This window comes from Bartonella sp. CL70QHWL, from assembly GCF_042194855.1.
Taxonomy (GTDB): Bacteria; Pseudomonadota; Alphaproteobacteria; order Rhizobiales; family Rhizobiaceae; genus Bartonella.
Window position 1 is genome coordinate 1 of sequence record NZ_JBHINJ010000005.1, and the last position, 21,454, is coordinate 21,454.

General features: G+C 37.1%; 18 protein-coding genes and 2 pseudogenes. 4 read left to right on the top strand and 16 right to left on the bottom strand.

The window, feature by feature from the left end; genetic code table 11:
- Positions 1 to 120: 120 nt before the first annotated feature.
- A complete protein-coding gene (locus ACFIJZ_RS03410) occupies positions 121 to 345 on the top strand; it encodes a hypothetical protein (protein WP_273790554.1) in 225 nt (74 codons plus the stop codon).
- Positions 346 to 756: 411 nt separating this feature from the next.
- Here ACFIJZ_RS03410 and ACFIJZ_RS03415 read toward each other — a convergent pair whose 3' ends face one another.
- Positions 757 to 1,638 (bottom strand): outer membrane protein, encoded by an 882-nt coding sequence (locus ACFIJZ_RS03415; protein ID WP_375631052.1) that lies wholly within the window; start codon positions 1,636 to 1,638, stop codon positions 757 to 759.
- Between the two features lie 182 nt (positions 1,639 to 1,820).
- Positions 1,821 to 2,616 (bottom strand): annotated as a pseudogene (locus ACFIJZ_RS03420) (outer membrane protein).
- Here ACFIJZ_RS03420 and ACFIJZ_RS03425 point away from each other — a divergent pair.
- A complete protein-coding gene (locus ACFIJZ_RS03425) occupies positions 2,546 to 2,716 on the top strand; it encodes a hypothetical protein (protein ID WP_273790651.1) in 171 nt (56 codons plus the stop codon). The pseudogene ACFIJZ_RS03420 and the gene ACFIJZ_RS03425 overlap by 71 nt on opposite strands.
- A 277-nt stretch (positions 2,717 to 2,993) precedes the next feature.
- On the opposite strand, the gene ACFIJZ_RS03430 is transcribed toward ACFIJZ_RS03425, so the two are convergent.
- The 3 genes from ACFIJZ_RS03430 to ACFIJZ_RS03440 form a co-directional block, all read right to left on the bottom strand.
- On the bottom strand, positions 2,994 to 3,821 hold the full coding sequence (locus ACFIJZ_RS03430) for an outer membrane protein (RefSeq protein WP_375631053.1): 828 nt from the start codon (positions 3,819 to 3,821) through the stop codon (positions 2,994 to 2,996).
- A 335-nt stretch (positions 3,822 to 4,156) separates the two neighbouring features.
- Positions 4,157 to 4,990: an outer membrane protein gene (locus ACFIJZ_RS03435; protein WP_375631054.1), complete on the bottom strand. Its 834-nt coding sequence runs from the start codon at positions 4,988 to 4,990 to the stop codon at positions 4,157 to 4,159.
- Positions 4,991 to 6,008: 1,018 nt separating this feature from the next.
- Positions 6,009 to 6,338 (bottom strand): hypothetical protein, encoded by a 330-nt coding sequence (locus tag ACFIJZ_RS03440; protein WP_375631055.1) that lies wholly within the window; start codon positions 6,336 to 6,338, stop codon positions 6,009 to 6,011.
- Between the two features lie 413 nt (positions 6,339 to 6,751).
- Between ACFIJZ_RS03440 and ACFIJZ_RS03445 the strand changes: the two are divergent.
- A pseudogene (locus ACFIJZ_RS03445) lies at positions 6,752 to 7,186 on the top strand (integrase); the annotation flags it as partial.
- A 248-nt stretch (positions 7,187 to 7,434) separates the two neighbouring features.
- Here the strand turns inward: ACFIJZ_RS03445 and ACFIJZ_RS03450 are convergent.
- The 11 genes from ACFIJZ_RS03450 to gshB form a co-directional block, all read right to left on the bottom strand.
- Complete coding sequence (locus ACFIJZ_RS03450) at positions 7,435 to 8,055, bottom strand: ribonuclease D (protein ID WP_273790559.1); 621 nt, start codon at positions 8,053 to 8,055, stop codon at positions 7,435 to 7,437.
- Entirely contained in the window at positions 8,048 to 9,442 is a 1,395-nt protein-coding gene (locus ACFIJZ_RS03455) for a M20/M25/M40 family metallo-hydrolase (RefSeq protein ID WP_273790560.1), read from the bottom strand. The genes ACFIJZ_RS03450 and ACFIJZ_RS03455 overlap by 8 nt, the downstream gene beginning before the upstream one ends.
- 84 nt (positions 9,443 to 9,526) lie before the next feature.
- Positions 9,527 to 10,402, bottom strand: coding sequence for a bifunctional DNA-formamidopyrimidine glycosylase/DNA-(apurinic or apyrimidinic site) lyase (mutM, locus tag ACFIJZ_RS03460; protein ID WP_375631056.1), 876 nt, complete (start codon positions 10,400 to 10,402; stop codon positions 9,527 to 9,529).
- A gap of 275 nt (positions 10,403 to 10,677) precedes the next feature.
- Positions 10,678 to 11,925: an aminopeptidase gene (locus ACFIJZ_RS03465; protein ID WP_375631057.1), complete on the bottom strand. Its 1,248-nt coding sequence runs from the start codon at positions 11,923 to 11,925 to the stop codon at positions 10,678 to 10,680.
- Positions 11,926 to 12,102: 177 nt separating this feature from the next.
- On the bottom strand, positions 12,103 to 12,936 hold the full coding sequence (locus tag ACFIJZ_RS03470; protein ID WP_375631058.1) for a cell wall hydrolase: 834 nt from the start codon (positions 12,934 to 12,936) through the stop codon (positions 12,103 to 12,105).
- 548 nt (positions 12,937 to 13,484) lie between these two features.
- Complete coding sequence (gene phoU / locus ACFIJZ_RS03475; RefSeq protein ID WP_273790564.1) at positions 13,485 to 14,207, bottom strand: phosphate signaling complex protein PhoU; 723 nt, start codon at positions 14,205 to 14,207, stop codon at positions 13,485 to 13,487.
- 21 nt (positions 14,208 to 14,228) lie between these two features.
- The gene (gene pstB / locus ACFIJZ_RS03480) at positions 14,229 to 14,987 is read right to left on the bottom strand and encodes a phosphate ABC transporter ATP-binding protein PstB (RefSeq protein WP_273790565.1); all 759 of its coding nucleotides are present in this window, start codon (positions 14,985 to 14,987) and stop codon (positions 14,229 to 14,231) included.
- 51 nt (positions 14,988 to 15,038) lie between these two features.
- Complete coding sequence (gene pstA / locus ACFIJZ_RS03485) at positions 15,039 to 16,328, bottom strand: phosphate ABC transporter permease PstA (protein ID WP_375631059.1); 1,290 nt, start codon at positions 16,326 to 16,328, stop codon at positions 15,039 to 15,041.
- Positions 16,325 to 17,785 (bottom strand): phosphate ABC transporter permease subunit PstC, encoded by a 1,461-nt coding sequence (gene pstC / locus ACFIJZ_RS03490; RefSeq protein WP_273790567.1) that lies wholly within the window; start codon positions 17,783 to 17,785, stop codon positions 16,325 to 16,327. The genes pstA and pstC overlap by 4 nt, the downstream gene beginning before the upstream one ends.
- A 75-nt stretch (positions 17,786 to 17,860) precedes the next feature.
- Positions 17,861 to 18,907, bottom strand: coding sequence for a substrate-binding domain-containing protein (locus tag ACFIJZ_RS03495; RefSeq protein ID WP_375631060.1), 1,047 nt, complete (start codon positions 18,905 to 18,907; stop codon positions 17,861 to 17,863).
- 132 nt (positions 18,908 to 19,039) lie between these two features.
- Complete coding sequence (gene gshB / locus ACFIJZ_RS03500; RefSeq protein ID WP_375631061.1) at positions 19,040 to 19,987, bottom strand: glutathione synthase; 948 nt, start codon at positions 19,985 to 19,987, stop codon at positions 19,040 to 19,042.
- Positions 19,988 to 20,074: 87 nt separating this feature from the next.
- Between gshB and ACFIJZ_RS03505 the strand changes: the two genes are divergently transcribed.
- Positions 20,075 to 20,869, top strand: coding sequence for a molybdopterin-synthase adenylyltransferase MoeB (locus ACFIJZ_RS03505; protein WP_375631062.1), 795 nt, complete (start codon positions 20,075 to 20,077; stop codon positions 20,867 to 20,869).
- Positions 20,870 to 21,454: the final 585 nt, after the last annotated feature.

The window sequence follows — 21,454 nt, forward strand, 5'->3', positions numbered from 1 at the left end:
GTTGCGTGTGGCATCAATCGAAACATTGCTCTCAGCTTGCAAGAGAAGTTTATCCGTTGCTTGAACATCAGAGCCTAAAATATTCAAATCTTTTCCAGAGAGAAGTGGGCTTGATGTACTTTGAAAAATATTTATTTAAAACAAATGTGTGAATACACAACAACAAGTGTATTCCGTTTAGGGCGTTCTGTTTTGCATGAGGAGTATGATCCCATTAAGAAATGCAATAAACAAAAACGTAAGACAATGCATCATCTTTATTTTCATTATTTAAAAGATATTGCTCTAAATGCTTTTGAAAATCGTAAAGCTAAATTAAAAGAAGATGATAAAGTTGGAAACTAGTTTTTCTCTTTGTAACTTTATATTCTTCCCCAATGAGGCTGTATTCCCGTTTCAGAACTTACTCTAACAGATATATGTAGTATGCTCGCTCTAATCTAGCATATAAAAGTAGACTAAAGTTCACCACTGGTTATGATATTGTCCTATTTCTGAGATTAATTAAATACTTTTCACTTAAGTGTAAAATGATAGCCGTAATATAAGATTTTATGTAATAAGTAGTTATAAAATCGATGCATACTATTAATTCGCCTTTTATAATATAAAACTTTTTTAAGCCTTATAATACAAAATGATACCAATAAAAAAATAAAAGAGATTAAGAGAAATAAAATAGAGAGCTAATAAAATAAAGGCCCCGTTAAACGAGGCCTTAGTATTTTTTGTGCTGATAATTTCATTTTTACAAAATTAGAATTTGTAAGCGACACCTACACGGAAGTCATTGGTTTTGTAGTTGAATTCACGTGTATCGTTGGCGAATTTCTTTTTACCAAAATCGGAGTAACGGTATTCTGCACGTAAAAGAACGTTGTCGGTCATTGCAAAGTCAACACCGCCGCCAATAGTGAAACCAACCATTGTCTTCGTGTCATCAGCCCAAGTACCACCAGTCAAATCTACATTTTGCTTAATTGATGGGTTTTCAACCACATCAGCTTTCTGTTCAACTTTAACTCTCTCTCCTTTTCCTGTAACTGATTGAATACCCTGTACCTGCGCATAGGCAATACCACCAGCAACATAAGGCATAATACGGTCAACAGCAGCAAAACCGATACGAACGCGTGTAGCACCAGACCATTTTTCTTTGTAACTGTGCTTTTCCGTTACCTTGTCACCTATTTCAAACCGTTGCTGATCTTTTAATTCAACCTTAGCTTTTTCAAGGGCATTATTAAAAAATGCCACATCTTCTTTAGTAAGAGTCAATTCACGGGCTGTTTTTGATTCTTCACGGTCTGCCCAAACTGCATCGGTTTCAACACCGAGAATGAGACCATTTCCAAGGTCTACGTTAGATCCGGCATAAATCCCACCCATGAAACCAGAAGGACTAGGTGTGTTATCTTTTTTGACAAGTTCTTTATCTTCTCCTGGAATAGTTACTTTAGTTTTACTCGAAAAGTTACCAACTTGACCACCAAGATAAAAGCCTGTCCAAGAAAACGAAGGGGCTGCTGCGATAACTGCTGGGGCTGTTTCACGAGGGATCACCACGTCAGCAGCTTGTGCTGCAGAAGCTGAAATTAAAGCGGCAATAGAAGTTGCTATTAAAGATTTTGTATTCATAATTTTGCTCCTAAATTAACTACAAAACGACCTTACAAGATTATAAATAGAAAAGCTGTAGTAAAAATGTCACAGTCGTACAAATAAAAGCCCAGAAAACAGCGCTTTTGTAAAAGTCAATATCTTTTGGAAATTTAATTTTTTATTAATACTTTTTATTCATAATTGCACTTTTGATGAAATTAGAACTTGTAAGCGATACCTACGTGAAAGTCATTGGTTGTGTAACCTAGTTTAAGGTAATACTTTTTATATTCCTTCTTACCAAAGTCTGAGTAACGGTACTCCGCACGAAGCAGAACATGATCTGTCATCGCGAAATCTATACCACCACCAAGGGTGAAACCCTCCATCGTTTTTATTTTATCAAATACTGTAGCAGAAACTTCTTTACTTGGCTTACCCATTTGCCAATTTTGTTTGTTCCTGAAACTTTACCAACACCCTGTATTTGCGCATAAGCAATACCATCAGCCACATAAGGCATAATACTGTCAGCGACGGAAAAACCAACACGAACCCGTGTTGCACCAGACCATTTTCTTTGAAACCAATGCAATACACTGCTGTGTCACCCTTTTGAAACTTTTCATTTTCATCCAATGTGACACCAGCATCTTTAAATTCATCATTAAAATCATCAAATTCATCAATCACAAGAATCTTTGAGACCGTCTTCGTCTCTCCTCAGTCTGCCCAGACTGCATCGGTTTCAACACCTAAGACATTTCTAAGATCTACGTTGGAACCTAAAATAAATACCACCTATGAAACCTGAAGGCTTAGGTAGTGCATCTTTATCTGAAGTTTTTTTCTTTTGTCTCTAAATCAAATACATAAACTTTGACTTGAAAAGTTGCCAACTTGACCACCAAGATAAAAACCTGTCTAAGAAAACGAAAGAGCTATGATAACTGTTGGAGCTTTTTTACGAGGAATGACAATATCAGCAGCTTGTGCCGCAGAAGCTGTAGTCATAGCGATAACAAAAGTTGTTACTGAAGATTTTATATTCGTAAACTTTGCTCCTCATTTATTTACGAGCACAGTATTATACGACTACAAAAAAACGCTGTAGTAAAATGATACAATCATAGGAAACGAAAGCTGACGCAAGATAAAGTCATTTCATAACTTCACGTTTCACAAGAAATTGTAAATTATGAATACGTATAATTCATTGATTTTACCGCGTAATTATTGTCTCTCGTTTATAAAAATCTTTTTAAGGAAATCTGAATAATATCTTTTACTCCCCTAATAAATATAGGGTATGTGATAATATAACAACAGAAAAGAATAGAAGCCCTGTCTTTGACAGAGCCTCTTGGAAGTTTATTTCGTTGTTGACGAAATTAGAATTTGTATGCAACACCAACACGGAAATCATTGGTTTTGTAAGCTACTTTATCCCCGTTCTTTACAAATGCTTTTTTACCATAGTCTGAGTAACGATATTCTGCACGCAACAGAACATTGTCTGTCATTGCAAAGTCAATACCACCACCTACAGTGAAACCAACCATCGTTTTTGATGCATCAGAAACGGTAGCAGTACCAATATCTGCATTATTTTCATCTTTTACCTTAATCGAATCAACTTTTTGTACCTGTGCATAAGCAATACCACCAGCAACATAAGGCATAATGCGATCAACGGCTGCAAAACCAACACGAACGCGTGTAGCACCAGACCATTTTGCTTTTAGAGAAACGCTATTCATCTTTTTGCTTGTCGCCGTGATAGAGGTTTTATTTTTTCCTGAAGCATACTTAGGTTTGAGTTTGTCAAAAGTCTCATCATAACCTGCTCCAACAGTTTCCGCAGCGCGGTCTTTTGATTCTTCGCGGTCTGCCCAGACGGCATCAGTTTCAACACCTAGAATGAGGCCATTTCCAAGATCCACATTGGAACCTACATAGATACCACCCATGAAACCAGAAGGCTTAGGCATCCAATCTTTGTCACTAATTTTATTGTTCGTCGCTGAATCGTATACATCAACTTTACTTGAAAAGTTACCAACTTGACCACCGATATAAAAGCCTGTCCAAGAAAATGAAGGGGCTGCTGCGATGACTGCTGGGGCTGTTTCATGAGGGATGACAACATCAGCAGCTTGTGCTGCAGAAGCTGCTGCTATAGCGATAACAGAAGTTGTTACTAAAGATTTTATATTCATAAACTTTGCTCCTAATTTATTTATGAGCACAGTGCTACAAGATTACAGAAAGAAAAGCTGTAGTAAAAATGATACAGTCACAGAAAATGGAGGGCACATCCCAGACAAAATTGCTTCATAACTTGATTTTGTACGAGAAACCTAAAGATATATATATATATATATTATTGATTTTTAAATGTAATTCTTGTTTGTTGTCTATGAATTTTTTTAAGAAAATCTGAATAATATCTTTTCACATCCACAATAAATTATGTATTGTGTGATAATATAGCAACAGAGAATAACAGAGGTGCTGTCTTCGACAGCACCTCTGTTATTTAACTTATCATCTATTAAAATTTGTAAGCAACACCAACACGGAAGTCATTGGTTTTGTAAGATGTCTCATATTTATCATTTGAGAATTTCTTTTTACCAAAATCTGAGTAACGATATTCCGCACGGACAATAACGTTATTGGTCATGGCTAAATCAACACCAGCACCAAGCGTGTAACCAACAAGGGTCTTTGTTTCATCAGACAGAGTACCAGAAGCTATTACTTTATCTGAATCTTTCCCTGTTATTGAAATCAATGCACTATCTTGAAGCTGTGTATAGGCGATACCACCAGCAACATAAGGCATAATGCGTTCAGCTGCAAAACCAATACGTACACGTGTCGCACCAGCCCACTTTTCTTTAAAAGTGAAACTGTGGGTTCGTTTATCACCAGGTACAAGCGCATCTTTACCAATATTAATTCCAGATTCTGTTAATATCTTCTTAATATAATTTATGTGATCTGGAAGAATAACATATGTTTTTCCTGTCTTCGTGTCATCTTTATTAGACCACATGATATCTGTATCAACACCTAAAATAAGGCCATTGCCGAGATCAACGTTGGAACCTGCGTAAAAACCACCCATGAAACCAGATAGTTTAGGCAAAAGGTCATCAGGTGCTGGAATCTTTTTTCCGTTACTGAGAATATCCATTTTCGTCTTACCCGAAAAACCACCAATCTGCCCCCCAACATAAAAACCTGTCCAAGAAAAAGTTGGAGCAACAATAACGGGAGCAACAGGTGTTGGACTGGGGGGAACAATAACATCTGCTGCTTGAGCTGCTGAAGCTGAAACAAAAGCGAAAGCAGAAGCTGTTATTAACCATTTCATATTCATATTTTCTCTCCATAGCTGAATATTTATTTGAACACACCATTTCATATAGAGCCCCATCTTCAGATATCTGTAGCAAAAATGATACACTTATAAAAAAAACAAAAAGCCAATCAAAGTACCCTTAATTGCTTGATCTGTAATAAATGAGAATTAAACTATGCCCATGCACAAATGATCTCTTTTCCTCACGTTTTCTCTCCTTTATCATTTTGATAAAAAAACTGCGCCACAGTACCCTCCGTGTAAAGCGTGTGCTATTGGAATGAAAATATAATATATTGATTTATAATGATAAAAATATCTTTTATATTAATTCGTCTGCAATATTGAAGATGTTCTTATCTTAAGCCTTTTTATATTAAAGCCCCCCCAGCACCTCACAAACGAGCAAGTGTGTGAATAAATAAAACTATTTAAAAGCTAAAATGCTTCCTATTAATACTCTCAATATTGTAATAGTGAAGACCGTTACAATATTGAGAGCAGCTAAATGTAACTGTTCCATTTAAATTCATACAAACAACGTTTTTAGCTTCATCCTTCGTATAACCAAATGTGAATAGCTCTTTGATTATTTTTTCATCACTGTAAAGAATGCTTGTACCCGACAGAACAAGATCTCCACTACCCTATGAACTGCAACAAGATTACATGCAATTTCATTACATTTGCTCTTTGTTTTTAATTTAGGCATTTATTCCTTTTTGACATACTTACCATTTTTTTCTTCTCTCAACCTTATAGTAAAGTCTTTTTCAGAGCTTCAGCCTTATTTGTAGGCTATCATTTCATACTCCTTTACAAGACGAAATTGAAAAAAATACCTAAAGACAAACAACCGGTATGATAAACATTAAAACTTATATAGAAATCTCCTTAAAGCTGAAAAAATGAGAAATCTTTCTTAAAGTTTTCAAACCACCCCTTGCTTTAAAAATCATGAATTTGGCAGAAAAAATATCCCTCTTTTTCAACTTCAAAGCATATATTATACTTCTTGATGTTGTTTTTTCACTTTTTAAAAACTCATTGGACCTCGTGCAAATGGGTTTGGCCGTCCTCTTTTCCCTGGTCTTCTTTTAGGATAATGATCTCTTTTTTTACCAGAATGTAACACAGGTACTAACTTAGCTGCTGTTATGCATTCGCTGTTATTTGTGCAAGAAAGTTCTATCTGAAAAACTTCAGATAATAACTTGCAAAGCTGTTCACCAGAAAAAAAACCTATTGGAGGAACAGTCGAAGATGCTCTCTGTATAAGATTTTGAGACGCTAAAAAACTTGCACCTTGAGCCATAGAGATTGAAGCAAAAGTAGCAAAAGCTGTAATAAAATATTTTATATTCATAAATTTAACCTCATCAAATATTCATAATGGATTTTATCTAGTGCCTTCATTGCAAATTTCCAGAGAAAAATAATGTGTTTATAGATAAAAAGTGAAAATCCTTAAAAATAAAGCTTTGGAGCATTTTGCTTTTAAAATAAAAGCAAATTGCCCTGCTCTGCCAACATAGAAATTACTTATTGAGTAATAAATAAAGGCACAAAGTATCGTCTGAAAATAATAAACTATACGAACTTCATATAATATACTGATTTATAATGATAATTTAGCGTTATTCATATTGACTGAGAACCCTAAATATCATAAGATTCTCTCATTCAAAATCTTTTTCATGTTGAATCAATCAAAACCATTTGTTTGCACGTTATAAGTGGGGAAAGCTGTGTGGATAAAAAACACTAAAAAGACTAAAAATGTCTCTTATGAACCGTACCAAGGGCTACACAACATTGGGAGTTGGCAAAGTGGTGTGATGGTAGCAGCTTGTTACTCCGTAAGCGTAAAAATGAGAGTGCTCAATGAATTTTATATCATATTTTTGGGGGCTTTATCGTTATACCATTCATAAGCGCCGCCGTAAAATGGATTTGGGTGCCGGTTTCTTTAAAAAAGCACATGAATTAGCAACACAAATATATTCCGTTTAGGGCGTTCTGTTTTACACGAAGAACGTAAATCCATTAAAAACATGAGGCAATGCGTAATCTCTATTATTTAACAGACATTGCTTTAAATACTTTTGAAAGTCGTAAAGCCGAATTAAAAATGATGGTAAAGATGAGATTTGGTTTTTACATTTACACATTCATATTCTCCCCCAATTAGGCTGTATACCGGTTGCAGAGATTTAAGTCTTCCAATCACCGTATGTTTCCAGCCTCTCCTCAAAATTGCTTTGTTTCAAATAAAAGCTGTTACAAAAATAAAAAATATGAATTCGCAAAAGTACTTTTATTGCCTAAACTTCAAATGAAATAGCACTTAAGAATTTATTATAATTCTTATCAGAAAAGATGAGAGGATAAAATGTCCATAATGTACAAGCATTTTGTCCTCTCACATCAATAATTAACTCCATTAAAAGCCAATTTTAAAGTTAGCTATGCGCAAAAATATCAACTTCCGCCCATCCTAAAAGATCAAGCCTAGCTCTCATAGGCAAAAATTGAAAGCATGCCTTGGCAACATTTTCTCGCTCTTCACGTCTTAAACGTTCTTCAAATATAACCTTTAAACGATGCAAATATAACACATCCGACGCAGCATATTCAATTTGCGCCTGTGATAACGTTTCTGCCGCCCAATCCGAAGATTGTTGCTGTTTAGAAATATTCACATTCAGCAATTCATTACAAATTTCTTTCAAGCCATGACGATCCGTGTAAGTACGCGTGAGTTTCGAAGCAATCTTTGTACAAAAAATAGCCTCTGGCATAACACCAAATGTATGTGCTAAAATAGCAAGATCAAAACGCCCAAAATGGAATATTTTTACGACTGCTTTATCTTTAAGAAGCTTGACCAAATTAGGTGCATTCTTTTGTCCTTTAGCAATCTGTATAATATCGGCAGTACCATCTCCAGAAGAAAGCTGAACAACGCATAAACGATCACGATGGGGTTGTAATCCTAAAGTTTCGGTATCAATCGCAACAGCATCAGTTTGATAATTATCTAAGTTTGGTAAATCACCTTGATGAACACGAATCTCAGCCATTTACCCTCCTATTTGCTAAAGCTGCAAGAATACGCGCCCAAGACCGCTGCCCCTTATGAAATGATTTTAAATTATACTTTTCATTAGGCGAATGAATACGGTCATCAGCCAGTCCAAAACCAACCAAAAGAGTTTCCATGCCAAGAATTGACCGAAAATCTGCTACAATTGGGATCGAGCCCCCCATGGCTGTCAAGACAGCAGGCACTTCCCACTCTTGTGATAAGGCATCCTTCGCCTCCTTGATAAAAGATGAATCATCAGAAATCTGAAGTGCCGGAGAAGAACCGTGATTCTTAAACTCAACCTTACAATCAGCAGGAATTGAGCTACGTACATAATCACGCAACGCTTGGCGTATTTTCTCTGGATCTTGCTTATGCACCAAACGACACGATACTTTTGCACTCGCTTGAGAAGCAATAACCGTTTTCATCCCTTCCCCTTCATAGCCGCCACTAATACCATTAATTTCCATGGTAGGACGTGCCCATACAAGCTCTAAAATGCTCCGCCCTTTTTCACCAGCTGGAACAGAAAGTCCTATAGGACCAAGAAAATTTTCAGCAGTACAATTAAGCGCATTCCATGATTGTAAAATATGTGGAGGTGTTTCTTCTACTCCATCATAAAAACCAGGAAGTGTTGCCCTATTATTTTCATCGTGAAGTCCTGCTAAGATTTTCGTTAAAATACGAATGGGATTAGCTGCTACTCCTCCAAAATAACCAGAATGCAAATCACGATTAGCTGCTGTGATAATAATCTCTTCTGCCATAATTCCCCGAAGAGAAAGAGCAATAGATGGAGTATTCGCATCCCACATTGACGTGTCACAAACCAATGCATAATCTGCCTTAAGTTCATCTGTATTTGCTTTTAAAAAAGGAATAAGGGAAGGAGAAGCACTCTCTTCCTCGCCTTCACATAAAATAGTAACTTTAATAGGAAGCTGCCCTGTTTCTTTCTTAAATGCACGACATGCTTCAATAAAAGTCATCAACTGACCTTTGTCATCTGAAGCTCCACGAGCACAAATAACTTTCTCTCCATCTCTCTCTTTTAAAGAAGGTGTAAATGGATCATCCTCCCATAAACTCAATGGATCAACAGGTTGAACATCATAATGTCCGTAAAACAACACATGCAAACAATCATCTGAAGGTCCAGGATGATGCCCAACAACCATTGGATGCCCCGGTGTATCACGGCGTGAAGCCTCAAAACCGATGCTTTTTAAATCCTCTACTAACCAATCAGCTGCTTTACGACATGCATCCTTGTAAGCCGAGTCTGTAGAAATCGATTGAAAACGTAAAAGAGAAAAAAGGCGTTCAAGGCTCTTCTCTATATTTCCATCAAGATGTGTTAGTACTTTATTCAGCATAAAAAAAACCTTTCAAGCCTTGTGTAATTATATTATAGATACGATGACTTTAAGCCTCTTGTAAGATTTTGCAAGACGCCTTATTCATTTTTGACATTGTGAGCAGTAAAAACTTGAACGTCCAGCCTGTAAAATGCGCATAATAGGCGCTCCACATTCCAAACATTGCTTGCCTTCTCGTCCATAAACTGAAAAAGCATGCTGAAAATAACCAAGTGAACCATCTATATGCATATAATCACGTAAAGAAGAGCCACCAGACAAAATGGCTTCAGAAATCACATTGCGTATATTTTGTGCTAAAGAATCTGCAAATTCACGTGCCCGTGCCGTTTGTGATGCCAATGTAAATGCACCACGTTGTGGAGACAAACGACTCCGCCAAAGTGCTTCGCAAACATAAATATTCCCAAGACCTGCAACAATAGACTGATCAAGTAAAACACCCTTGAGAGACATTTTTTTATTAACAAAAGCCTTTTGTAAATAACGACCAGAAAACGAATTACTCATAGGTTCAAGACCTAGCTTATTTAAAAGTGGATGTTCATAAAGCTTATCCGTATCGACTAAAAGCATAAACCCAAAGCGACGCACATCATTATAAATAAGATGATAAACTTCACCATTCTTTGTCTGAATATCCATGACAAAATGATCATGCTTAACCAATTTACTTGTCGTTGAAAAAACTGTTCTTAAAAGATCATTCTCTATACGCCATGAACCAGACATTCCTAAATGGCTTAAAATCGTTTCATTCTGAGAAAGATGAAATAATAAATATTTTGCACGCCGACCAAGTTCTATAATTGTTCTGCCAATAAGGCGCTCAGAAAAAGCCTCAGGAAAAGGAAAGCGCAAATCTCTACGATTAAGTTTGACAGATACTATCTTTGCATCAGTTACAACGGACTCAAGTCCACGACGAACTGTCTCTACTTCAGGAAGCTCAGGCATTACTTTTCTTTAATAATTATACACTTTCCAATCGTATCTCTGATAAATTGACTTCTTCCCACCCCCCTCAAAGAACGAAGACTTCCTCTACATCTACTAAACAAATTCTTGATGAGTGGATTTTACTTGGATTCCTACTCATGTGAATCATTTAACTAAAGGCTTTATGGACAAACCCTGCCTTGAATATATACCACACACTCTAAAATACTTAACGTATCAATGAGGCTTACATCCCACCCCACCTCAAATGACCGTGTTTTATGGTAACAAAATTAAGCCCATTCACCCTTACGAAATACAGGAACTCTTACACCATCTTGGGTAATGCCATCTATGTCAATTTCGCCAGAACCAATCATCCAGTCAATATGAATGACACTTTTATTCCCACCACGTGCTGCAATCTCTTCTGACGTCAATGATGCCCCATCTAAAAAGCATTTGGAATAACACTGACCTAAAGCAATATGACATGCAGCATTTTCATCAAATAAGGTATTATAAAAAAGGAGGCCACTCTTAGAAATTGGTGAAGAATGGGGCACAAGGGCAACTTCGCCCAACCGGCTTGCACCCTCATCACTTTGCAAAACCTGCTGTAAAACTTCTTGGCCTGTTGATGCACGAGCCTCAACAATACGCCCGGCTTCAAAACGTACTTCAATATTATCAACCAGAGTTCCTTGATAGGAAAGGGGCTTTGTTGAGCGAACGAAACCTTCAACCTTATGAGCATGAGGAGTCGTGAAAACTTCTTCTGTCGGAATATTCGGATTGCAAATAACACCATTTTGAGCAACGGATGCACCACCATGCCATTCATGATCATCTGCCAAACCAACCGTCAAATCAGTCCCTGGCCCTGTAAAGTGTAAGGCAGAAAAACGCTGCTCATTAAGCCAAGATGATCGTTTCTTCAAATGTGCATTATGGACAGTCCACGCCTGTACCGGATCTTCTTCTGTAACACGTGAAGCAGAAAAAATTGCATCAGCTAATTTTTTAATCGCCTCATTAAGCGATAAAGAAGGAAACATCGCCTCAGCCCACCCTGCTGTTGGATAAGCAACAATCGACCAATTCATAGCAAAATTTGATATTTGCTTGAGTGCCGGCTGATAAGCTATTGAAGTGGCTTTATTTAAACGTGAAACCTTATCAAAATCCTGATTAGAAAGGAGCAAAGGATTATCCCCAACAATCGCTAAACGCGCTGCCCCATTTTCAAAAGCCTTTGCCATTCCCTCATAAAGCCAAGAAGGAGCACAATCAAAACTAGCTGTATGGGCATTTTCAAACCGTGTAAGCGATAATATATCATCACTAAAAATTGGTGCAATGACACCAGCACCAACCTTATAAGCATGATATGCAATACGCCGAACAAAAGGTAACGCTGAAACTGGAGCAGTTAAAACAAGATCTTGCCCCTCTTGTAAATTCAACCCCACTTTCACTGTAATTTCTGCAAGACGATTAAGCATTTCAGGCAAAATTGTCTCATGAATATCAAAGTACATTACCAATACCCTTCTTTAAATAGAATGCGTTCTTTATGTCGTCATATTATAAATTGTTTTTCAGATCCTTTGAGTTCGCTTTCTCTATGTATATTTATGCGTATCATTATCGCTAAAATTCACTTAATTCATAAACCACAATGGGTATATCATCCTTCTTTGGTCATGAAAAACTTACTAGTTCCTGTGTCGTTTTTCTAACATTGCAACAATTGCATTTAACTGATCAGATGAAGGTAAAGCCATAATCGTTTTATTTTCCTCTTTCCTAGCTAGATGTTGAGGTGCATAGGCAGGGATAGGAACTTTATCAAGCTGTACCATAGCAAAAGGCGCAGGATGTGCCATCTTGGACTGTGCTACTTCTGTCGAAGGAGATGTACTTTTCTCTGCCTTTACGCCCCTACTCTCTAAGCCTTCATCTATAAAGCTTGGCGCATGACCAGAACGTTCTTGAGCAAAAGCATAAGCAACATCATAAGGGCGATTATTTGTAGGAACTTGAAGTTCCCCATCACGTGATCGTTTTTCATAAAAAGCATTTCCCCCTGCAACCTGAACATAATGCATGTTTTTATACGGAAAAGACAAACCAGCGGTATGAAAAAACTTAGCGTGTTTAACTTTCTTATCTCGTTCACCCCGTAAAACGGCATCAGCTGCCTCTCTTACACGAGCAACAGATGCTTTCTCCGTCATAGGACGCGTTAAAACACCAGGAGCAAATTGCCTATATTGACCAACAACACCACAAATCGTCTTAGGATAGGCGGTCGAATTAACACGATTCATAACAACCGTTCCAACGGCAATCATTCCTTCACGGCTTGTGCGATTTGATTCAAAATACATCGCTCGCATAAGACATTGACGCTCTGTCAATGGATATGTAACCGTTTTTGTCTTATTATTATTTATTTTTCCAGCATCTAAATGACTTGAAGCACATCCCACAACAACTAACGGCGCTACACAACAGGTAACAAAAACATTCCAACGATTTTTTTTCATCTTATGCAACACATTCCTATAATCTCTGAGATATTCAAGTCTTGAAATGAGCTTTAAATGTATCTCTCAATAAAGTACATAGCTAATTGTTACCACTCAGCAAAATTTTAATACAAGAGGTAATCAAAAAGTATCTATGCAAAATAAAAAATAAAAAACTCTTAATTTACAGATCAATATTGTTATTATTCATGGTTCAATATAGGCTATAATAACCCATACGTTTCAATTATAGTAAAATAACGCTATCCATTTCTTCTACATACGAAAAATAATACAGATATCCCCTTTAATATAAAATTTTAACAAAATGATCTGAAAGGAAATTCCCCTAGAAAACTCCCCTCCGGCCACAATACGAGTGATGATATCATCTAATATACAAATATGTCAAACCAAGAGTTAGCAATCTGCCACGCTTCTCTGAAAAAACTCTTTGTTGCTTCTTTGTGCTTTTCCATAAGATGGTTATCTTATTCTTTCTATAGCTGCACTGTAAGAAAATACTCACATATCTACAAACTTATTTTATACATATAAGAAAAATTTTAATCTATTTTCTTCTCACCTACTCCAACTTTATAAGTAAGGTCATCGCGAGGACGATCAGAGGACATATGGTAACCCGTTATGATATAATGCAGCATTTCAGCAATATTAGTAACATGATCACCAATTCGTTCAATATTCTTTAAACAAAACAGTAAGTGCGTACAAACCGTAATATTGCGCATATCTTCCATCATATACGTCAAAAGTTCACGAAAAAGAGAAGTATACAAAGCATCAATCTTCTCATCACGCTCACGCACCGCGTCAACACGCTCTAATAGGCGACTCGTATAAGCATTTAAGACTTCTTTTAATTGATTGAGTGCTAAAGCTGTAATTGTTTCAAGCCCATGATAAACAGAAGCAGATTGTCGTATTTCTGAAAGTGCAACCGTCCTTTTAGCAATGTTTTTGGCCATATCCCCAATCCGCTCAAGATCAGAAGAAATACGAATGGCTCCAATAATTTCACGCAAATCGACAGCCATCGGTTGGCGTTTGCAAATAATAGCAACCGCTTTTTCATCAATGTCACGTTCTGCTTCATCTAAAAATACATCATCGGCAATCACTGTCGTTGCAAGTTGAAGATCACTACACACAACCGATGCGACAGAACGTTCAATCATCCTTTCTGCATGGCTCCCCATTTCTATAATCCTTGCTCTTAAATATTTTAGTTCTGCATCATAAGAACGGACAGTATGGTTCATAGACATATCTTACACTCCTCAATTCACCTATCCAAAACGCCCCGTAATATAATCTTGTGTCCGTTGCTCTTTTGGTGAGGTAAAGATCATTTCAGTCGCACCAACTTCTACCAAATGCCCTAAATGAAACATAGCCGTATATTGAGAAACACGTGCAGCCTGTTGCATAGAATGCGTTACGATAACAATTGTATAATTTTGCCGTAATGCATCGATAAGCTCTTCAATCCGTGCTGTCGCAATAGGATCAAGAGCTGAACAAGGCTCATCCATCAAAATAACTTCAGGACTAACCGCAATAGCACGTGCAATACACAAACGCTGTTGTTGTCCCCCTGATAAACTTGTTCCAAGATCATGAAGACGGTCTTTTACTTCTTCAAACAAACCTGCCTGCCTCAAACTCTTTTCAACGACATCATGCAATTCAGAGCGCGTTTTTACTAAACCATGAATGCGTGGACCATACGCAACATTCTCAAATATAGATTTTGGAAAAGGACTGGGCTTTTGAAAAACCATTCCAACACGAGCGCGCAATTCTACAACATCAATCCGTGTGTCATAAATATTCTCCCCATCTAAGGTAATAAGACCGGTTGTTTTAGCGCCTTCAATCGTATCATTCATACGGTTAAAACAACGCAAAAAAGTCGACTTTCCGCATCCTGATGGACCAATCAAAGCAGTTACTTGATGTTCAGGAATATCAAGTGTAATACCGTGGAGTGCTTCTTTGTCTCCATAAGAAACCTTCACATCCTCACCACGCATTTTAATCTTCATTACAAAAATTCACCTTACAAAAATCTTATCAAAGTTGTTATTTTATTAAAATTACTGGCGGCGTTCAAATCGTCGTCGTAAAAAAACCGCAGAAATATTCATGATCGCAAGAAAAATCATCAATACAATAATAGCACCTGATGTCTTTTCAACAAAAGCACGCTCTGCTTCCCCCGCCCACATAAAAATTTGAACAGGCAAAGCCGTTGCTGGATCCATGGGGGTCGTAGGAATATTAACAACAAAAGCAACCATTCCAATCAAAAGCAAAGGAGCTGTTTCACCCAAAGCCTGAGCAATTCCAATAATTGTGCCTGTCAAAATGCCAGGCGCTGCTAAAGGAACAACATGATGAAAAATCATTTGTGTTTTTGATGCTCCCAGTCCTAAAGCTGCTGCACGAATAGAGAGAGGAACAGCACGCAGAGCAGAACGTGTTGCAATAATGATCGTGGGAAGAGTCATGAGCGCTAAAACAAGACCACCAACAAAGGAGGCTGAACGTGGTAATCCTAAAAAATTAACAAAAAAAGAGAGTCCTAAAAGACCAAACACAATCGAAGGAACAGCTGCAAGATTATTGATATTAACCTCTATAAAATCTGTAAATTTATTTTTGCGTGCATATTCTTCCAAATAAAGAGCCGTTGCTATGCCTATTGGAAGTGAAACTAATAAAACGATGCCTATCATATAAAGAGAACCAATAATCGCAACACCTAATCCCGCAGTCTCAGGACGACTTGAAGCGCCAAATGTAAAAAAACCAATATTAAATGTTTTATGAAGCGTACCATCATGCGCTAAACGTTTTATCCATTCCACTTGTCGATTAGAAACTTTACGGTTTTTTTCTGCTACACGCAGATCAATCTGTCCCTTATAAGCAGAATCAATATCCGCAGATGCCAAAACTTTAACTTTTTGCATTGTGCCAATCAATTTTGGATTCTTTGTCACCATTTCACGTAGTTGAACGCGGACACCATTTGAAAACATACGGTTAACGTCCCGAAGAGAGGCTCGATCATTTTGATTGATATTAAGTTTCTTTGCTAAAGCATTGCGTACAAGAAGTGGATAATTCGCCGTCATGAGAACTTGTGGTTTTGTTTTACGTTGACCACTTGGATCGATGATCTTTTCATCCAAATAAATCGACAATGTCATTTCACTTTGAAAAAAAGCTGTATAACCCTGACTAATGATAGACCATAAAAGCGCAAATAAAAAAAACAAACCAATAAAAATGGCAATCAAACCATAGGCACGAAAACGACGTTCAGCCCAATATCGACGCTTGAGACTAATATTGCGACGAGGAAAAAAATCTTCATTCATTCATATTGTTCCCGATATTTACGCACAATATAAAGAGCCAGAATATTCATCAAAAGTGTCATAACAAAAAGCGTCATCCCTAAGGCAAAAGCCACCAGAGTTTGTGGAGAATTAAACTCAAAATCACCGGTCAATTGATTAACAATCTTAACAGTCATCGTAGTCATTGCTTCGAAAGGATTGAGTGTTAAGTTTGCTGCAACACCTGCCGCCAAAACCACAATCATTGTTTCTCCAATTGCACGCGATGCCGTCAACAATATAGCCCCCATAATCCCTGGAAGCGCTGCTGGTATAACAACTTTTTTAATTGTTTCAGATTGTGTTGCGCCTAAACCATAAGAACCTTCACGTAAAATGCGTGGAACAGCCGTAATAACATCATCCGATAAAGAGGAAACAAAAGGTATCAACATAATTCCCATCACAACTCCAGCGGTCAAAACACTTTGTGCCATAATAAAACCAACCCCACCTGAGAGAGAAACAGAAAGATCACGTAAAAATGGTCCTACAACCTTCAAAGCAAAAAAACCATAAACAATGGTTGGGATGCCAGCAAGAACTTCCAATAATGGTTTTACAATTGCTCGCAATCGCGCAGAAGCATACTCAGCCATATAAAGAGCTGAAAATAGTCCTATAGGTACAGCAAAAAGCATGGCAACAAATGCAATATAAAGCGTACCAGCAAGAAGCGGTATTAAACCAAATTGTCCTACTTCATCGCCTGAACCGCTCGCGGAAAAACGTGGATCCCAAACTGTTCCTAAAAAGAAATTTGAAAAGGATACAGACTGAAAAAAGCTTACTGTCTGAAAAAGCATAGAAAGCGCAATGGCTATTGTTGTCAAGACTGCAACAATAGATGCACAAATCAATCCAATAATAATAAAAGATTCAACCTTATTACGCGCACGTTGATGAGGCGCAATTTGCATCATTCCACAGATAAAACCAAAGGACGCAATAGCAAAAAGGAAAACATAACCTATAAATTTAAGCTTTTCAGAAGAAAATACCCACGACTGTGCTATTTTGAACACATCATCCGATGCTTCATCGGGTAAAATCCATCCCTTCGCGAGTAATTGTGCCTGCACTTCCTTATAGGAAGCGCTAGAAAGATTCCCCTCAAAACGATGAATCTTTTTGACGAGACTTCGAAGTGTCTCCCAAAGTAGATCGTGATTTACAGGCTCTGTTACATGCGCACTATACGCCTCAAGCTCTCGAGAGGCATTATATTCTAAATAAATTGTACTCCCAGCATCCCAAACAATTAAAAAAATAAAAGCTGGAATAACAGTAATCAAAAATGTCCACCAGCCATAATAATACGCACGAGAATGCATTTTATGTTGTCTGTATTCAAGAATGCGTGCTCGCATATAAGAAATACAAAAACCACAAAATCCAAAAATCAATAATAACAAAATAATAAAGGAAATGCGCATTTTATCTTTCAGTTTTTATAAAAAAATAGCATCCAAATTTCCTAACCCAGAAATCCAACAATTTTTCCCTGCAAGTTATTTCAATGTCATTACTCGACCAGCAGAAAAATCAGAACGCTGTGCTTGACGCTCCTTTTCAGGAGAAACAATCAAACCATATTCAGCCAAAGGACCCTCTGGACCAATCATTTGATCAGAAAGAAAAAAGTCAACATACTCTCGCAAACCTGAAATAATACCTAAATGTGCTTTCTTAATATAGAAAAAAAGCGGACGAGAAACCGGATATTGTCCACTAGAAATCGTCTCAACTGTTGGCGCAAAACCGTTAATATCGGCAACTTTTAGTTTATCAGCATTATTTTGATAAAAAGACAAACCAAAAATACCAACCCCTGTTTTATTAGAAGTTAGACGCGCAAATGTTTCAGAATAATCACCATCAATATCAACCGCTTTTCCATCCTTACGTACCGCAATACAAGCAGTGTGTATCTCCTTATCATCCATTCCTAAAGACTTCATCACTTCAACTGCCCCACTCTCTTTACACCCCTTAGTAAGTAATTTTTCCTCAAAAACTTCACGTGTCCCATGCTTCTCCCCAGGAATATACGCTGCTATCGTCCAATCAGGAAGAGCACTATTGACTGCACTCCATTTCAAAACATTATTCGGTTGCAACTTTCCGTCTATAATAATTCGAGCAGCAAGGGCTTTATAAACATCTACTGGCTGTAATTTCCAATCAGGTCCCTTAATATCAGTTGCAAAAACAATGCCATCATACCCAATACGTATTTCCTCAACATCTTTTACACCAGCATCAAAACAAGACTGTAATTCACTCGGTTTCATTGCTCGCGAAGCATTAACAATATCAACAGTGTTCTCCCCAATACCACGGCAGAATTCCTTAATACCAGCTCCTGTTCCACCCGATTCGATAACAGGAACCTTAAAATGAGGATAAATTTCTCCAAATGTTTCAGCAACAATCTTTTGATAAGGTAAAACTGTAGATGAACCAGTAATCTGTATTTGATCGCGCGCATTGCCTCCATTTGCTGACAGCAGTAGCGCAAAAAACAATCCCACTCCAATTGATAATACTCTGTTCATCTATAAGCTCCCTAAAAATTGAGGATAAAGCCTCTTAATTTATATCATACGGTCATTCTAGTTCACATTTGCAACATAACAAATATAAAAAACAACATGGATCATTTTTTAAAACCATGTTTTTGTCCTCTGTCAAATAAATTCATTTGAACGCTTGAACTCAATAACATCCCAAAACAAATGAGCAACATCTGTACCGCAGAAGCGTTTAATTTCACGAATTCCCGTAGGAGACGTCACATTAATTTCTGTTATATAATCTCCAATCACATCAATCCCCACAAAAAGAAGACCTCGTTCCTTTAAAGCTGGACCAATGCGTTCACAAATCTCATAATCACGTTTTGTTAACTCAACATTTTCCGCGCGGCCTCCAACATGCATATTAGAGCGCACATCTGTTTCTGTCGGAATTCGATTAATAGCTCCAACAGGTGTACCATCAAGCAAAATAATCCTTTTATCTCCTTTTCGTACTGCCTCTAAATAGCGCTGAACAATAAAAGGTTCGTGATAAATTTCTGAAAACATTTCCAACAATGATGCTAAATTGCGATCATCTTGTTTTAAATAAAAAATACCAGCGCCCCCATTTCCATAAAGTGGTTTAACAATAATATCGCCAAATGTCTCTCTAAAAGCTGTTATTTCTTCAATATCTTTGGTAATTAATGTTTCTGGCATCAGATCAGAAAATTCAGTCACAAAAATTTTTTCTGGACTGTTGCGTACCCATGCCGGATCATTCACAACGAGTGTTTTAGGATGAATACGTTCTAACAAATGAGTCGTTGTGATATAATTGAGATCAAAAGGTGGATCTTGGCGTAAAAGAACCACATCCATATCTGTTAATTCCGTGCGAACAGGCTTTTCTAATTGATAGTGGCTTCCCTCTTTATCATGTACAATCAATGGCTCTAGTCGTGCAATCACACAACCATCATACAGAGATAAACGATCTGGTGTATAATGGAAGAGAGAGTGTCCACGTTCTTGTGCTGCTAAAGCGAGTGCAAATGTCGTATCTCCTTGAATCCGAACTGTTGAAATATGATCCATCTGAATGGCAATTTTCATAAATAAATCCTCCCTATCCTAAAAGCAGACTGGTCTAAGCATCATAAACTTAGTAAACAATAAAAGAACTATGACAAGAGAAAATTTATGACAAAAGAAACAGATACAAAATTAAACAACAAAGAAATCGAACGCTATGCACGCCACATCATTTTGCCTGAGATTGGTGGTGTAGGACAACAAAAGATAAAAAAAGCACGTGTTCTTGTTGTGGGTGCTGGTGGTCTTGGTGCTCCTGTCTTAACCTATTTGGCTGCCGTAGGTGTAGGAACCCTTGGAATTGTCGATAACGACATCGTTTCACTTTCCAATTTACAACGCCAAGTTATTCATAAAACAAATGCAATAAACAAAAGCAAAACAGACAGTGCTGAAACCACTATAAAAGCAATAAATCCCCATGTTGTAGTTGAAAAACACACCCTACGCTTAGATAAAAGTAATGTGGATAAACTGCTTAATGCTTACCACATCATTGTTGATGGAAGTGATAATTTTACGACGCGCTATCTTCTTGCTGATCACGCTGCCCAATGCAAAAAACCCTTAATAAGTGGTGCTGTAGAACGTTTTAATGGCTCATTAACCGTCCTTATACCGTATAAAGACAATAATCCTCACTATCGCGATTTATTTCCCACCCCTCCAGCTCACGGGACTATCCCAACATGCGCTGAAACTGGAATAATCGGTGTTTTACCTGGCGTTATTGGGACCCTACAAGCAATGGAAGTTATTAAAATGATCACAAACATCGGAGAGCCATTAGTAGGAAAGATTCTTCTCTATAATGGATTATTAGCGCAATTTAATATTATTACTTATAAACGCTCAAATTATAAAGAAAATGCCGTAGCTCTTAAGAATCTTGGAGAATTATGATTATGTCCTCTCTTCCACTAATTTTTAGCACTCTCGCAATATGTATTAAAATACTAATATTTTATCTCAAGTCATCGAAACATTGTAACCAATGAAACCTATTAAATTTATCACAAATATGGAAAACCTTTTGTGAAAAAATAATTCTCTATAATGGATTATCAGTATAATTTCATGTCATTGTTTATAAATGGACAGAGACTCGTGCAAACTTAGCTGCCATCAGTATTCTTGTGTAAAAAATTTTCAACGTAGATAAAAATACAATCAGCAGAACTCTATTCAACTATTTTACTATTCACATATGAAAATTGTTTCACATGAAAGTGCTTACTTCAAACCATAACCTATAAATAAATAATCTAAGTCATATTTTAGTGATTGATACTATAGAAGGTCAATGATCTGTACCTACACCTCTAACCTCAAGAGAAAACGTCTATTCATCAAGCATCATAAAATGCAGCTTAGGATCATTGCACGTATAAGAACAATCAATTGTCTCTGATACATGGAAATTGATGTAAAAGTACATGGGGATTGATGTGCATAGAAGGATTAAGATAAACCTCATGGAGAGCTTTA